13 protein-coding genes are annotated in these 14,436 nt (G+C 72.4%); 8 read left to right on the plus strand and 5 right to left on the minus strand.

Annotation, left to right across the window (positions count from 1 at the left end):
• Window positions 1-130: 130 nt before the first annotated feature.
• From KSE_RS06220 to KSE_RS06230, 3 genes are all read left to right on the plus strand, one after another.
• Window positions 131-1,069 (plus strand): site-specific integrase, encoded by a 939-nt coding sequence (locus KSE_RS06220; RefSeq protein ID WP_014134428.1) that lies wholly within the window; start codon window positions 131-133, stop codon window positions 1,067-1,069.
• Window positions 1,070-1,734: 665 nt separating this feature from the next.
• On the plus strand, window positions 1,735-2,163 hold the full coding sequence (locus tag KSE_RS06225; protein WP_014134429.1) for a hypothetical protein: 429 nt from the start codon (window positions 1,735-1,737) through the stop codon (window positions 2,161-2,163).
• Window positions 2,164-2,377: 214 nt separating this feature from the next.
• Window positions 2,378-3,190 carry an SAM-dependent methyltransferase gene (locus tag KSE_RS06230; RefSeq protein WP_014134430.1) on the plus strand — a complete coding sequence of 271 codons (813 nt, stop codon included), beginning with the start codon at window positions 2,378-2,380 and terminating at the stop codon, window positions 3,188-3,190.
• 34 nt (window positions 3,191-3,224) lie between these two features.
• Here the strand turns inward: KSE_RS06230 and KSE_RS06235 are convergent, their stop codons facing one another.
• Window positions 3,225-4,121, minus strand: coding sequence for a Scr1 family TA system antitoxin-like transcriptional regulator (locus KSE_RS06235; protein WP_014134431.1), 897 nt, complete (start codon window positions 4,119-4,121; stop codon window positions 3,225-3,227).
• A gap of 198 nt (window positions 4,122-4,319) precedes the next feature.
• The gene (locus KSE_RS06240) at window positions 4,320-4,568 is read right to left on the minus strand and encodes a DUF397 domain-containing protein (protein WP_014134432.1); all 249 of its coding nucleotides are present in this window, start codon (window positions 4,566-4,568) and stop codon (window positions 4,320-4,322) included.
• 587 nt (window positions 4,569-5,155) lie between these two features.
• Between KSE_RS06240 and KSE_RS06245 the strand changes: the two genes are divergently transcribed.
• The 4 genes from KSE_RS06245 to KSE_RS06260 all read left to right on the plus strand — a co-directional run bounded on the left by KSE_RS06245 (window position 5,156) and on the right by KSE_RS06260 (window position 8,665).
• The gene (locus KSE_RS06245) at window positions 5,156-5,998 is read left to right on the plus strand and encodes an SAM hydroxide adenosyltransferase (RefSeq protein ID WP_014134433.1); all 843 of its coding nucleotides are present in this window, start codon (window positions 5,156-5,158) and stop codon (window positions 5,996-5,998) included.
• 101 nt (window positions 5,999-6,099) lie between these two features.
• Window positions 6,100-6,987 carry an ABC transporter substrate-binding protein gene (locus tag KSE_RS06250; RefSeq protein WP_014134434.1) on the plus strand — a complete coding sequence of 296 codons (888 nt, stop codon included), beginning with the start codon at window positions 6,100-6,102 and terminating at the stop codon, window positions 6,985-6,987.
• 41 nt (window positions 6,988-7,028) lie between these two features.
• Window positions 7,029-7,910 carry an amino acid ABC transporter permease gene (locus tag KSE_RS06255; RefSeq protein WP_014134435.1) on the plus strand — a complete coding sequence of 294 codons (882 nt, stop codon included), beginning with the start codon at window positions 7,029-7,031 and terminating at the stop codon, window positions 7,908-7,910.
• Entirely contained in the window at window positions 7,907-8,665 is a 759-nt protein-coding gene (locus tag KSE_RS06260) for an amino acid ABC transporter ATP-binding protein (RefSeq protein ID WP_014134436.1), read from the plus strand. The genes KSE_RS06255 and KSE_RS06260 overlap by 4 nt, the downstream gene beginning before the upstream one ends.
• A gap of 152 nt (window positions 8,666-8,817) precedes the next feature.
• Here KSE_RS06260 and KSE_RS06265 read toward each other — a convergent pair whose 3' ends face one another.
• Both KSE_RS06265 and KSE_RS06270 read right to left on the minus strand, forming a co-directional pair.
• Entirely contained in the window at window positions 8,818-9,201 is a 384-nt protein-coding gene (locus KSE_RS06265) for an NUDIX domain-containing protein (protein WP_014134437.1), read from the minus strand.
• Window positions 9,202-9,529: 328 nt separating this feature from the next.
• On the minus strand, window positions 9,530-10,678 hold the full coding sequence (locus KSE_RS06270; RefSeq protein WP_033259526.1) for a methyltransferase domain-containing protein: 1,149 nt from the start codon (window positions 10,676-10,678) through the stop codon (window positions 9,530-9,532).
• Between the two features lie 717 nt (window positions 10,679-11,395).
• Between KSE_RS06270 and KSE_RS06275 the strand changes: the two genes are divergently transcribed.
• A complete protein-coding gene (locus KSE_RS06275; RefSeq protein WP_014134439.1) occupies window positions 11,396-13,030 on the plus strand; it encodes a PQQ-binding-like beta-propeller repeat protein in 1,635 nt (544 codons plus the stop codon).
• A gap of 312 nt (window positions 13,031-13,342) precedes the next feature.
• Here the strand turns inward: KSE_RS06275 and KSE_RS06280 are convergent, their stop codons facing one another.
• Window positions 13,343-14,383 carry an RICIN domain-containing protein gene (locus tag KSE_RS06280; RefSeq protein ID WP_033259519.1) on the minus strand — a complete coding sequence of 347 codons (1,041 nt, stop codon included), beginning with the start codon at window positions 14,381-14,383 and terminating at the stop codon, window positions 13,343-13,345.
• Between the last annotated feature and the right edge of the window lie 53 nt (window positions 14,384-14,436).

The raw sequence follows: 14,436 nt of genomic DNA on the forward strand, positions 1-14,436 counted from the left end.
GATCCGGGCGGGCGGTCACCACCGCGCCCGGTCCGGCGGGACCATCCCGCCCCAAGCCAGTTATTAATACTTGTCATACGGGGAGACGCGCCGACGCCCGCACCCCGGACCAGCGGTTAGTGTGGCGCCCATGGCGGACACCCCGGCGGCAGCGGCCCCTTCCATCGCGGCCCTGGACACCCTCGTCGACCACGCCTGCCGACCACCCACCGGCACCTCCCGCGCCAAGCAACTGCGCTGGGTGGCAGGCGAGTTGCGCACCGCCCTGGAACGCGGCGCGCTCCCGCCGGCCGCCGGCCGCTCGCTCGGCGCGCTGCTGGCACCCGACGCCCTCGCCGCCTACCTCGCGGCCGCCGGGCAGGGCCTGCTGCGGCGCAAGCCCGCCGCCCGGCCCGACCACGCCCCGCCCGCCTCCCTCCGCGTCCGGGAGGACTGCCTGCGCATCCTCGCCGCCACGGCGGGCCTCACCGTGACGCTCCCCGCCCGCGAACCGGCCCGGGTCGAACTGCGGCCGGTGGTCGCCGCCCGCCCGCGCGGCCTCCTGCTCGCCCACCTCGAACAGACCACCCGCCCCGGCCACAGCGACGCCCGCACCCGGATCCTCGCGATCATCGGCACCGTCCTGGACACCGGCTGCCGGGCCGGCGAACTCTGCGCGCTGCGCACCACCGACCTCGACCTGCGGCGCGGCACGGTCCGCCTCACCCGCCTCCCCCAGCACCGCGACCCGCGCACCCCGCCCGCCACCGAGACCCTCCCCCTCTCCGCCGCCACCCGCGCCGCCCTCCGCCACTGGCTCACCGCCCGCGCCCGCCTCACCACCCGCGACCCCGCCGCGCCCCCCGGCCCCGGCAACCAGACCACCGACGCCCTCTGGGTCAGCGTCGCCCCCAGCGGCCACCCCCGCCCCGGCCTCCCCCTGCACTTCCGCGGCCTCGCCCGCGCCTACGCCCGCGCCGTCGACGACCTCAACACCGAGATGGCCGGACAGCCCGGCTGGCACCCCCTCCCCCGCCGGCTGGAACCCCTCCGCCGCGCCGTCACACCCCCGCCCGCCCGCCCCGAGTAGCGCGGCGGGGGCGAAACAGCGGGGGCGGCGGGGGGTGACGGCACGGCGCCAACATCCGTTCCCCGGAAGGCCGATGGCGTTCCGCAGCGGGCAACCAGCCGACAAATACGACATTCCCGACCGGCTTTTGCCCGCATTTGCACGAGGCCCGTTCTGGCACGGCCCGCGCGGAGGCCCGGGGTAGCGTTGCGTGTCGAGGCCGCGACCCACCGTAGAGGCGGGGAGGCCGTGACCGGTGCGGCAACACCGGCCACGGCGAAGGGCCGCTCGAAGCAAGGACAGTGACATGCTTGAACGACCCGCTCAGGACCGAGCGATCATGCCCTCGATGGTCATCCACGCTAGCAGGGCGTGGGGGCCGGGTGACGAAACGCCCCGACCCCGCGCGGCCGGCTCCCCGGCGCGACTCGGCGGACCGCCGGCGCCGCAGGTGCCGGCCCGGACCCCCGCGACCGGGGGCCCGACCGGCTGAGGGCCCGTGGCGCCGGTGACGGCGCCGCCGCGGCCGGCGGTTCCGCGACCGGCCGCGCCGCCCGCCCCCGCGACCGGCCGGGATGTTGCGCCCGGCCCGCCGTACGCCCCGGCGCGCTCCGTGCGCGCCGGGGATCCTCCCCGGCCCGGAACGGGAGCCGCCGTTCCGCCGGGTCGACACCCTAGGAGTCCCGGTGTCCGGTCAACGGCCCGCGATAGCACTCGGCTACGCGGCCTTCGTCCAGTTGCGCCACCACCCGTACGAGCAGTACGTCAGCGCCCGGCTGGGCGGTGGCGAGGTGAGCCGGCAGGTGGTCCGACACGCGCTGCGGCGCACCGAGTTGAGCTGGCCGGCGGTGCTCGCCGCCGATCCCGCCGCGTTCGCCTGGCGGGTGCTGGGCGAGACCGTGGCCCTGGCGCCCCTCCCCCGGTACCCGGGCGCCGATTCGCTCCACCGCACGCTGCCCGTCCGGGCCGCCGACGCGGTGATCCTGCACGAGCGCCTCGGCATGCCGGCCGGTCGGGCGGCGGAGCTGATGGGGCTCACCGAGCCCGAACTGCATGTCCAACTGCGGCTCGCCCGCCGCCTGTTGGCCGAACGGAGGAGGTACGCCACCCCCTAGGAACAAGCAACCGGAGCCCGCCCGCCGGCCCCCTCCACTCCCCTCGGGGGGGGTGCGCCGGCGCGGTCCCCGCCAGGAGCCGCGCCAGGGCTCGCCACGTCTGCGCCAGGCACCACCCGGACGGGTGATGCCTCTTCGCCATGCCTGCGCTATAGCATGACGAGCCGTCACAGTAGGTGGCGCGAGAGCGAGTTGGCGACGCGAGGGGGAACGCGTGAGCGGATCACTGCCGGACGAGATCGACATCAGCAAGCCGACCGCCGCGAGGATGTACGACCACCTGCTGGGCGGGCGCTTCAACCATCCCTCCGACCGGGCCGCCGTCGCGGAACTGCTGCGGATCGCGCCCAGCACCAAGGAGTTGGCGCTGAACAACCGCGCCTTCCTGCGCCGGGTGGTCGGGATCATCGCCCGGGACTACGGGATCCGGCAGTTCGTCGACCACGGCTCCGGGCTGCCCACCCAGGACAACGTCCACCAGGTCGCCCAGCGCGTCGACCCGAACTGCCGGGTCGTCTACATCGACAACGACCCGCACGTGCGGGCGTACAGCGGGCTGCTGTTGGACGAGAACCCGCGGGTCGCGCTGATAGACGCCGACATGACCGACACCGCGGCCATCTTCTCGCACGAGGACTTCCGCTCCCGGATCGACCTCCGGGAGCCCGTCGCGGCCCTGTTCGTGTCGGTGGCCCACTGCCTCACCGACCAGCAGGATCCTTTCGGCATGATCCGGCGCACCGTCGACGCGCTGCCCTCGGGGAGCGTCGTCGTGGTCTGCCAGCTCGTCAGCGAGGACGCGGAGGTCCGCGACGGGGTCACCCGCCTCATGCACGAGGGCACCGGGGGGCACTGGGGGCGCGTGCGCACCGAGGCCGAGGTGCGGGCCTTCTTCGACATCGACCGGCTGGTGATCCAGGACCCGGGCCTGGTCGACGTGACCTACTGGCGCCCCGACCGGGACGTCTTCCCCCGGCAACGCACCGACGAGTGGATCGAGTTCGGCGGCCTGGCCCTCGTCCGGTAGCACCCCGACGGGCCGGCCGGGCCCGGGCGTACGCTCAGCCGGTCGGCCCGTCCTGCCGCCGGTCCTGCTGCCCGTCCTGCTGCCGGTCCCGGTGCCAGGCGATGGCATCCCGGATCAGCTGCCGGCTCGGCTCGCGCAGGGCGGCCCTGGCCACCACGGTGTTCAGGACCTCCTTGTAGTCCTCGAAGGTCGCCGCGTCCTCCGCGCCCGGGTAGTAGTAGTGCCCCTCCCGTTCCCCGTTCTCCACGTAGATCAGTTCCGGGATGCCGTCCGGCGCGTCGAACTGCAGCAGGGTCAGGTTGGTGACCTGGAGCGCCAGCGGCAGGTCCACCGGGATGATCCGCACGCCGATGTTCGGGGTCTCGGTGTACTCCAGCAGTTTCTCCAACTGCCCGATCGTGGTCGCGGGGCTGCCCATCACCCGGTACAGCGCGGACTGGTGGATGCAGAACACCGACCTGACCCCGGACTCCCGCACCACCCGCCGACGCACCTTACGCGCCTCGACGGCGGCGGGCGCCTCGTGCCGCCGGCTGCGCAGCACGGTCGCCTCGGTGACCGCCGCCATGTACGCGTCGGTCTGCAGCGCGCCCGAGACGACGTGCACGTCGACGGCGATCAACAGCGACGCCTGCCACACCATCCCGGACAGCCGCTGCTGCGCGCCGGCCCCCGCGTCCCGGTGGAACCCGGGCGGGTTCTTCTCCGACGCGGCGGCGGCGAGTTCCATCAGCGCCGCCCGCTCCGGGCCGCGCTTCGTCCCGAGAGCGTCCAGGATCACGGCGACGTCCCGGGGGTCGTTCAGGCGGCGCTGGCCGTTCTCCATCCGGCTGAGCTTCGACACCGAGAAGTGGGTCCGGGTGCTCAGCCACTTCAGCGTCAGCCCGCCGCGCAGCAGCCGGAGCTTGCGGCCGAGCCGCGCGGCGGGCACCGACCATTCCGGCGCGCCCTGGTCCGCCGCGCGGGAAATCGGCGCCAGGTTTTCGTTCGAATTCGCGCTGTCGAACGGATCAGCGGACACGAGGCGGCCCCCCTTGTGAAAAGCTGAGTCTTCCCGGCCAGCCTGACACAAAGGGGGCTGCGGCGTCACGCCGGGGGTTTCCCGTGGCGACGGGAAACCCCCGGCCGGTCAGCCCAGCAAGTGGTCGAACTCCTCCTTCTTCGCGCCGTCCAGCCAGGCGTCGACCTCGGCCCGGGTGAAGACCAGCGCCGGCCCCGTGGCGTCCTTCTGGTGGAACACCGCCACCCGGCCGTCGGGCAGGCGCTGCATCATCACGCACTCACCGAGCCCCTGGCTCTTCACCGCCTTCTGCGCGGGGTGGGGCGACTGGATCGCGGCTGCCGGCATTCCGTTGTAGTGCTCGTCCGTACGGCCCATGACTCGTCTCCTCTTGTACGAAAAACACCGGTCGCCCCCGCCAGTCATACTTTTTACGATCGCCACAGGTCAGCGACCCGGGCAATCCCCCGTGCAATTGCCCGGAGGGGGCAGAGTGAATCATTGCGCCCAAAAATCGAACAGCGCCACTCCCCGATCGGGTGATTCGGAAGCGAAAACGATACATTCAGATCACCATTCGATCCTCTGGTCCGACAATGACCCGGCCGTCGCCCCATCGCCCCCGCGCAGCCCGGCGGGGACGGCAGCGGTGCAGGTGTCCACATGCCGGACGGATCGGTCGGGGCGGCCGGGAGGGCGTGTTAGTGTCCCGGCATGCCGCGCCACACCTGCCTCGCCATGATGCGAATGATGCCCCCGCCACCGGAGGCGCTTCGCTAGCGAAGCGTGTGCGCGCACCCAACTGCCGCGGGTCCTCCGGAGACGGAGGGCCCTTTTTTGTTGCCCGCGAACGCCGGCACCGCCAGGCGCCCGCCCCCGGCAGCACCCCGGCACCCCAGCACCCCGCAACTTCCCGAACGCCCCGAACGCCCCGCACTTCCCGAACGCCACGGACGGACGCTCCCATGACCCACCGACCAGTCGTCGCCCTCACCGACTGCGCCGACGCCAACGCCCAGGCCCGCCAGGCCGCCCGGATCGCCGCGCTCTTCGGCAGCACTCCCGACATCCTCCCGCTCTCCGGACCGGACCCCGAGGGCGTCGCCGCGCTGACCCTGCTGGACCTGCTCCGGTCCGTCGACCTGACCGGCGGTCCCACCCACCCGCTGGTGGTGCTGGTCAACATCGCCCCGCGCGACGGCCACTGGCCGAACGGCGCGCCGTTCTGCTGGTTCGAGTACCGCGGCCACCTGGTGGTCTCCAGCTGGAACCAGCGGGTGCTGGCCCCGCTCGCCGCCCACCTCGGCGTCACCGAGGTGCGGCTCACGGACGTCCGCGAGGTGGTCGAGGCGGCCGCCGGGCAGTGGGCGGAGTTCACGGCGGAGCAGGTCGAGGAGATCGTCCGCACCCAGTTCCGCAGCCTGTGGTACGTGCCGCTGCTGGCGCACTGGCTGGTGGCCGGCCACCCGGTGCCCGGGCACCCGCAGGCGTTGGCGGCCCCGCCCCGCGCGGAGCAGGAGTCCCCGCGCATCGCGGTGATCGACAACTTCGGCAACTGCAAGCTGGACGTCCCCGCGGCCGAGCTGCCCGGCTACGCGGAGGGCGGCACGATCGCGGTGCGCAGCCGCCGCGACGACCGGACGGTCCCGGTACGGTGTTACGACCGGCTTCCCGATGTCCCTTACGGCGAACCGGGGTTCACCACCGGCAGCTCCGGCGTCGGCTTCGCCGAGCTGGTGGTGCGCGGCGGTTCGGCCGCCGAGTTGTTCGCGCTCCGCCAGGGCGACCGGGTACTGTCCCGGGGCTGACCCACGGCCCGCACGTCCGCGCACCGCCGCACGTCCGCGCTCCCCGCACCGTCCCCGCCCCGCCCCCGTTCGCTCCCCGCACCCTCCCCGAAGGAACTCCCGTGTCCCTTGCCCGTCTGACCGCCACCGGCGCCGCCCTCCTCTCCCTCGGCCTCGCGGCGAGCGCCTGCGCGCCGCAGCCGAACAGCAACGCCCCGGCCGCCGCCGGCGGCGCCGGCGCGAGCGGCGCGGCGGACTGCTCGCCGAGCAGCCCCGGCCTGTACAAGGCGGGCCAGTTGACGGTCGCCACCGACTCCCCCGCGTACTCGCCCTGGTTCGAGGACAACGCCCCGTCCAACGGCAAGGGTTTCGAGAGCGCCCTGGCCTACGCCGTCGCCGACCGGCTGGGCTTCACCAAGGACCAGGTGAAGTGGGTGGTGGAGCCCTTCGACAGCTCGTACGCCCCGGGCGCCAAGGACTTCGACTTCGACGTCAACCAGATCTCCGTGACCCCGGCCCGGCAGAAGGCGGTGGACTTCTCCACCGGCTACTACACGGCCAACCAGGGCGTGCTGGTGCTGAAGGACTCGAAGTTCGCGAACGCCGGCTCGCTCGGCGCGCTGAAGGACGCCCGGATCGGCGTCCAGGTGTCCACCACCAGCTACCAGGCGGTCAAGGACGTCATCAAACCCAACCCGCAGGTCTCCGTCTACAACACCACCAACGACGAGATCCACGCGCTGCAGAACGGCCAGATCGACGCGCTGGTGACCGACATGCCGACGGTCTTCTACCTGGCCAACGCCGAGCTGGAGAACGGGAAGATCCTCGGCCAGTTCGACTACGCCGCGGACACCTCGGAGCAGTTCGGCCTGCTGCTGGGCAAGGGCTCCCGGCTGACCGGCTGCGTCAACCAGGCGCTGGCCGCGCTGAAGGCCGACGGCACGCTGGCCAAGATCACCGACCAGTGGCTGTCCGCCTCCACCGACGTCGCCAAGCTCGACCGGTAACCGGCAGCGACGAACGGACGAACGGACGAACGGCAGCGACCATGACCGACACGACGCTCGTCGCCCCCGGCGACGAGACCCACCGCCCCAGCGCCCGCCAGCAGGAGCGGACCGCCTACCGGCGGGCCCGCGACCGGCGCAACACCTGGATATCCGTCACCTGCACCGTCGCCTTCGCCGCGGTCGTGGTGGGCGGCGCCCTCGCCTCGCCCGGCTGGGAGAGCTTCCGGGCCACCTTCCTGGACGGCCACCAGTTCACCGGCAACTTCGGCTCGGTGCTGAACGGCTTCTGGCTGAACGTCCGGATGTTCCTGGCGGCCGAGGCGGCCGTCCTCGTCCTCGGCCTGGGCCTCGCCCTGCTCCGGGTCACCACCGCCCCCTGGCTGCTGCCGCTGCGCGCGACCGCCGCCCTGTACGTCGACGTGTTCCGCGGCGTGCCGACCATGCTGCTGATCTTCCTGATCGGCTTCGGCGTGCCCGCCATGCAGCTCCAGGGGACCCCGAAGTCGCCGGTGGTGCTCGGCGCGATCGCGCTGGTGGTCTCCTACACCGCGTACGTGGCGGAGGTCTTCCGGGCCGGCCTCACCAGCGTCCACCCGGCCCAGCACAACGCCGCCCGCGCGCTCGGGCTGAGCAGGCAGCAGACCATGCGCAGCGTGGTGCTCCCGCAGGCCGTCCGCAACGTGCTGCCGGCGCTGCTCAACGACTTCATCGCGCTGCAGAAGGACACCGCGCTGGTCGCGGTCCTCGGCCCGCTGGAGGCCCTGCGGGTGGCGCAGATCGCGGCCGACTCCGAGTTCAACTACACCCCCTACCTGTGCGCGGCCGTGATGTTCATCGCCGTCACCATCCCGATGACCCGGTACGCCGACTGGCTGGAACGCCGCCGGGTCGAGCGCACCCGCGCGGAGGCCGCCCGATGACCACCACCACCGCACCCCTGCTGCGGATCCGCGGCCTGCGCAAGGAGTACGGCGGCCGCCCGGTGCTGCGCTCCATCGACCTGGACGTCTCCGAGCACCAGGTCGTCTGCCTGATCGGCGGCTCCGGCTCCGGCAAGTCCACCCTGCTGCGCTGCGTCGACCTGCTGGACGAGGTCGACGACGGCACCGTCCACCTCGGCGACACCGAACTCACCGACCCGCGCCTGGACCCGGACCGGGCCCGCCGCCGGATCGGCATCGTCTTCCAGGCCTACAACCTCTTCCCGCACCTGACCGTGCTGGACAACATCACCCTGGCCCCGCGCAAGGTCCACGGCGTCAAACGCCGCGAGGCGGAGACGCACGCCCGCGAACTCCTGGCCCGGCTCGGGCTCTCCGACAAGGCCGGCGACTACCCCGACCGGCTCTCCGGCGGCCAGCAGCAGCGGGCGGCCATCGCCCGCGCCCTCGCCACCGAACCCGAACTGCTCCTCTTCGACGAGATCACCTCGGCCCTCGACCCGGAACTCGTCGGCGAAGTGCTGGACGTGGTCACCGACCTGAAGCAGCGCGGCCTGACCATCCTGATGGCCACCCACGAAATGGGATTCGCCCGCCACGCCGCGGACCGGGTCTGCTACCTGGAGGACGGCGTCATCCGCGAACAGGGCCCGGCCGAACAGGTCCTGACCGACCCCCGGCACGAATCCACCCGCCGCTTCCTCGCCCGGGTCCTCGACCGCAAGGAGATCTGACCGACGGCGGGGTTTGCCGCGCCGGGGAGAACCCGCTGCCCACGGCCCGCGCCCCTGCCGCAGGGTGGGGGCACCGGCCCGGCACCACGGTTCCCGCACGGACCACCGAATCCGTCGCAACCACTGCCGGGCCCGCCGCCGCGCCTTCCCGCCTACGCCGCGGCGGGCAGGGCGCCCCCGTCCACGGCGGCCAGCAGTGCGGCCTTGATCTGCGGGGGCATCAGGTTCAGCGCACCGACGGCTTCGGCCGTGAGCGGGACTTCTTCGAACAGGTACTCGCCCCGGTCGTCGCGGGAGAACTCGGGGCCGCTGCGGTCGTCGAAGTTCCAGGCGGTGACGCGGGCGGTGTAGAAGTGCTCGGTCTCGCCCTTGTCGCTCTCGAACCGGTGGAAGGGGCGCAGGTCCGTGGCCTCACCGGCGATCTCCTCCCGGACCTCGCGCAGCAGGGCGGCTTCCAGTCCGCTGTCCTCGTCTTCGACACCGCCGCCGACGAGAACCTGGTAGGGGTCGACGCCGGGGCGGACACGATTGATCACGAGCAGAGACCGACACGGCCAGCGCAGGCGGCCGGCGCCTCGCGGACCGGTCGGAGTGGTGGGCGCTTCCCCAGGCGCGATTTCCGACACCCGGCCTTCCTCGGGCCGTCTGCCGCACCGCCAGGGAATCATGGCCCGGTCAGCGCGTGGTCCCGAAGCCCGGCTCCGGGGCGGTCGGGTACGGGCGGGCGCCGCAGCCCGGGGCAGTGGTTGCGAACTCGGGGTCGGGTCCTTTCGGACGGTGGAGGGGAATCGAGTTGAGCCGTGTTGTCCGCGGACGACACCGTGTCCTTCTACCGGCTCGGGAGCATCGGCTGGTGATGGACGCTCAGGTGGGGTCGGGCCAGCGTGGGCCGTTGTCGGGGTCGGCGTGCCAGATCCACTGCCGGTCGGGGGTGACGGTCATGCCGTAGTCGTAGCCCGTCGGTCGGCCGAGTTGTTCCCACCGTGTCCAGGCGTCGTCCAGTAGGTCGGCGAGGTGCCGGGGGCCGCCCTGGGTGCGGTAGGTGCCGTCGGGGGTGGTGGACAGGGTGGTCCAGGATTCGGCGCTGTCGTGGATCCAGGCGCTGGTGCCGTCCTGGTCGACGGCGGTGGTGATCGTCAGCTCGGGGAGGGCGACGCGCAGGTGGAAGAGCAGGCCCCAGTCGGTGCGCAGGTGTTCGGGGTCGCGGGTGGTGTGCTGTTCGGGGCCGGAGGGCGGGGTGTGGGCGCGGACGGCGGTGAAGTCGCGGGGGCCTGTCGGGGTGGTGGTGCGGTCGGGCATGAACTGGGCGAGGCCCTGCATCCAGCCGGTGGCGTGGGTGTGGTCGGGGGCGACGGTGAGGGCGGCGTGGCCGAGGCGGCCCCAGGGGACGACGAGGTGTCCGCCGGGGCGGGTCTGCTCGATCCAGGCCCACGGCACCCGCTCGACGGCGTAGGTGGCGACGACCCGGTCGTACGGGGCGCCGGCCGGGTGGCCGAGACCGCCGTCCCCGGCGATCGCCTCGACGTCCAGGCCCGCCGCCTTGAGGCGGGCGGCGCCGGCGGCCGCGAGGCCGGGGTCGACTTCGACGGTGGTCACCCGGCCGGGCCCGGCCCGGTGGGCGAGCAGGGCGGCGTTCCAGGCGGAGGGGCTGGTGCCGAGTTCGAGGACGCGCCGGCCGGGTTCGAGGCGGAGGGAGTCGAGCATGTCGACGACCAGGGCCTGGGCGGAGACGCTGGAGGTGGGCCGTCCTTCGGTCACCTGGGTGGCCGCGGCGCGGTGCGGATCGCCGTACAGCAGTTCAAGCCAGCGGTCCGGGTCCGAGTCGCGGTCGACCGGTTGCCAGGCGCGGCCGTCCCAGTCCCACAGCCGCTCCGGCGCGAATTCGTCGCGCGGGAGGCGGGCGACGGCGTCGCGGATCCACGGCGAACGCCGAGGCCACAGCCCGCCGGCCGCCATCTCCTCATCCAGCCGCCGTCTGGCCTCGGCGGCGGCTCGGACAGCGGCATCGTCCACCGCGACCACCCGGGCCCCTCTCCTACTTCTTGTGCTTGCCGTCACCGGGCGGCGGCGGGGGGACCTGACCATCGGAGTTTCCCGGCGGCGGCGTCCCCTGGGCCGGATCCGGCGCGGGCTTCTCGTGCTCGCCCAAGGCGTGCTCCCCCTCCTCCTTCATAGCGGTCGGACGGCCTGGCCACCCGGCGTCCCATCCTCCCGCCGCCACCCGCCGGGCGGTAGTACGCGTCAGAACGCACAAGGGATCGGTGAGTTGACGCCGGATCCGCGTGCTTCGACCCGCTGGACGGCGGGGACCACCTCATCGCTCCCGTAGGAGAGGGGACCACCTATCTGCAGGGGGCCATATCGAAGGGTCCAGCCTCGCCCATCCGGCGCGGGGACTCAGCGAACTCCTCCCGCGTCGTAGGCCGTGGCACGATGCATCGGCACACCGCTCCTTGACACCCCAGTACAGCCAAGAAATAGCAAAGTCATTAAAATTCCCCAGGTCAAGAAGGGGTCGTCCCCGTGCGAGGGGGGTCTGCCGCGCGTCGCAGCCCTTGCCGCGGTGCCGCTCGACGAGGGCGTTCCAGATCTCCGGGGCCACGTACCGCACCGCCTGCGCCGCGATGACGTCACCGCCGCCGGCTGGCCCGCCCCGCTGGCGGAGCAGGTCGCACGGTACGAACAGGAGGCCACCCGGCAGCTGCGCCCGAAGCGGTCTGGACGGCCGAGGTGCCGGACGCCCAGGCCGAAGTCTCCCGGCTCGACCCCGGGACCGTCCTGTGCACCGGCCGGTCCTCCGTCTCGGTGTACGACCGGAACAGCGGGCGGCGGTTGTGGCACGACGCCGACGGCACGCAGTACGCCACCGCGCCCGGCCGGGTGTACGCGGTGCGCGCCGACGGCCTGCTGCACGCCCTCGACGCGGCCACCGGACGGCAGCTCTGGAGCACCGCCCCGGAGGGCACCGGCCCCTCGACGATCATGTCCGCGGACGCCGCCCAGGTCGTCCTCGGCTCCGCGAACGGAACCCTCCGCGGGCTCGACCCGGCGGGACGGCAGCTGTGGAAGCAGAACCTGTACATCCCCTGCGCGGCCGGCGACCGGGTGTACGCCTTCGACCAGGACCGGTCACTGCTCGCGCTGCGGGCCGCGGACGGCGAACGGATCTGGCGCCGGGACACCCCGCTGTCCACCACCGACAAGTCGACCCCCCTGGACCAGCAGGCGCTGGCCCTGATCGGCGGCCGACTGTACTGCTACCACCAGATCGATCTCGGCGGCACCCGCGGCGGACCGCTGATCGCCGTCGACCCGGCCGACGGGGGCACCCTGTGGAGCGCCCGGCCCTCGACCGGCCTGCTGAACTCCTTCGCCGTCGCCGACGCAGTCACCTGCTACCTGGACAGCGGCGGCCTGCACGGGCTCGATGCGCGCACCGGCCGCCTCCGCTGGCAGGCCGGCACCGACCTGGGCGCCCTCAGCTTCCTCGGCGCGGCCGGCGGCATGTTCCTGGTCGGATCGGTCTCCCAGTCGTCCGCCGGACTCCACGGCTTCGACCCGGCGAGCGGCCGCCCGGTCTGGCACTACCCGGTCACCGGGGCCACCGGCTACTGGACCGGCGTCCAGGACTCCCGCGGCCTGTACCGCCCTCACCGCCTCCCGCCTGCTCGCCTTCCGCCTGCCCGGCTGACCCCCGGCCGGGACGGCCACCCGCCCTCCGCCCCGGCCGGAGCGCGGACGCCTCCGCGCAACGCACGCACCGGGCAGCCGGTCGGCTGTTCCGGCAAGGGCGGCTCGGTGGACGGCGGCGCCTCTACGGCCGCACACTGTCCACCCGAGTCCCGGCCCCACCGACCGCCCCGGTCGGGCAGCGGTCCGGAACGGGGGGAAGACATGGCATTTCCGCAGTGGCTGCGGTCTCGGCACTCCGCCACGCAGGAGGAAGTCATGGCCGTGCTGGAGTCGCTGGAACTGCCGGCCGCCGTCGAGTCGATCGCGACGGCGATCGACTCGGCCCGGGGGCCCGAGGCGGTGGACCGCAGCGGCCCCACCTCGGTGCGCAGCGTCCGCAGGAGGCTGCGGTCCCTGGCGGGACGGGTCACCCGGTTGACCGCCGAGCAGTGGTACGGCAGCGGCGTGCACGTGCGCGCGCCGGTCGGCAATCCCGACCTGTGGTGGTCGACCGCCGTCTGGGAGCAGGAGCGCGAGATCCGCCGCCAGCGCATCGAGTCGTTCGCGGCGCAGCCGTCGTACCGCACGGGCAACGAGAAGAGCAAGCTCGCCAGAATGCTGGAAGAGCACGCCAGGGCGAACGAAGCGCACTACCAATGGCACAAGAACGACGTCGGTCCCGGAGCGAATTGAGCTCCCGCTCCGGTGGGCAGGGGCATTGCATGTTCGAGATCGGTCCGGTTCGCGGTCTTGTGATGTGATGTCATGTCTCGTTCTGGGGATGGTTGTTCCCCGGAACGCAGTGCAGGCACGGTGCCGGTGATCATGTGGTTGTCGAGACCCATGAGAACCGAGCGAGACCGTGCCTGCCCGAACATCATCGCCCATGCCCGCCGGGCTGGGACACCTGCCCCTCCAGAATCGCGCTGTCACCCGACAGGATGCCGCTGACCTGCGGCGCTTCCTGTCGCAGAGGACTCCGATAGGAGGGGTCAACCGATCCCGCTACGCGCACTTGCGGATGGTCACCCGGCCGCCGTTCTTGGTCATCTCACTGGAGTGCGGCGCGAGACAGAGCCCCGTCCACTGGTTGGTGAAGGTGTAGGTACCGCTGATCCTGGTCGGGTTGACCGACCAGAGCTGGTTGCCCGAGTCCCAGCGGGTCTCGCAGCCCCACCACATGAGCTGGGTGTTCTGGCCGGGCGGGGTGCCGTTGTTGTAGGGGACTGTGAGGCAGTAGCCGTTGTTGTTGCGGATGGTGAAATAGCCGTTGCTCGCCTTGACGGCGTTCCATTTCTGCGCGGCCCCGCCGTCGCAGGTACGCTGCACCACGAGCCCGCCGTTGGGGACGGTGGGGCCGATGGCCAGGCACTTGCCGCTCAGCAGGTTCTTGTAGGGAGCCTTGCCGCCGGCCGACCACATGTCGTAGGTCTTGGTGGCCGGCGGGTCCTGCCCGCAGATGTCCCTCAGCTCCGCGTCGGTCATCTTACGGCTCTGATACAACCAGGCGAAGGACCGGCTGGTGTCCGGCACCCGGACGACCGCGTTCTTGACGAGCTCGTTCTTGTTGCCGTCGTAGCGGGCATCGATGTCGACGACCGCCTCGATCAGCGGCTCCCTGACCTCGATCCAGCCAACGCTGCCCTGGGGGACCGTGGCGGTGTGCGTGTGGGTGTCGCTGGTGCTCCAGGTCCAGCTCCAACCGAGCTTGGGCCCGACGGAGGCCTCCCAGTCACCGAACTTCTTCTTCCCGCCTATGTCGAGGCCGAAGGAGAAGCTGGTGGAGGAGCTCTTGGTTCCGGCGACGCTCACGCTGCCGCTACTGGTGCAGCCGTAGGCGATGGGGCTCTTCCCACTGCCGAGAGTGTCGGGCATGGTGGCCTCGCCCCACACTTGCTTGCTGCTTTTGAGGGTGAGGTAGCACTCGGGGTCCCAGTAGATGATGTCCCCGGCCTGCGTGGGCCTCGGGTCGGCGCAGTCCTCGGCCACCTGCGCGGGCGACTTGGCCGCCGCGAACGCCGTCGGGGTCAGCGGGAAGCAGCTCATTATCAAGGCGAGCAACACGATCGCCCTCTTCACGTTCTTCACGAGGCGTGAGC

This window comes from Kitasatospora setae KM-6054 (assembly GCF_000269985.1).
In the GTDB taxonomy this organism is placed as follows: Bacteria; Actinomycetota; Actinomycetes; order Streptomycetales; family Streptomycetaceae; genus Kitasatospora; species Kitasatospora setae.

What these genes read in the sequence shown, in the direction of transcription:
- KSE_RS06220 (WP_014134428.1), top strand. Translation starts at nt 131, where the DNA reads ATGGCGGACACCCCGGCGGCAGCGGCCCCTTCCATCGCGGCCCTGGAC.
- KSE_RS06240 (WP_014134432.1), bottom strand. Translation starts at nt 4,568, where the DNA reads ATGGGCCGTACGGACGAGCACTACAACGGAATGCCGGCAGCCGCGATC.
- KSE_RS06245 (WP_014134433.1), top strand. Translation starts at nt 5,156, where the DNA reads ATGACCCACCGACCAGTCGTCGCCCTCACCGACTGCGCCGACGCCAAC.
- KSE_RS06255 (WP_014134435.1), top strand. Translation starts at nt 7,029, where the DNA reads ATGACCGACACGACGCTCGTCGCCCCCGGCGACGAGACCCACCGCCCC.
- KSE_RS06260 (WP_014134436.1), top strand. Translation starts at nt 7,907, where the DNA reads ATGACCACCACCACCGCACCCCTGCTGCGGATCCGCGGCCTGCGCAAG.
- KSE_RS06280 (WP_033259519.1), bottom strand. Translation starts at nt 14,383, where the DNA reads ATGAGCTGCTTCCCGCTGACCCCGACGGCGTTCGCGGCGGCCAAGTCG.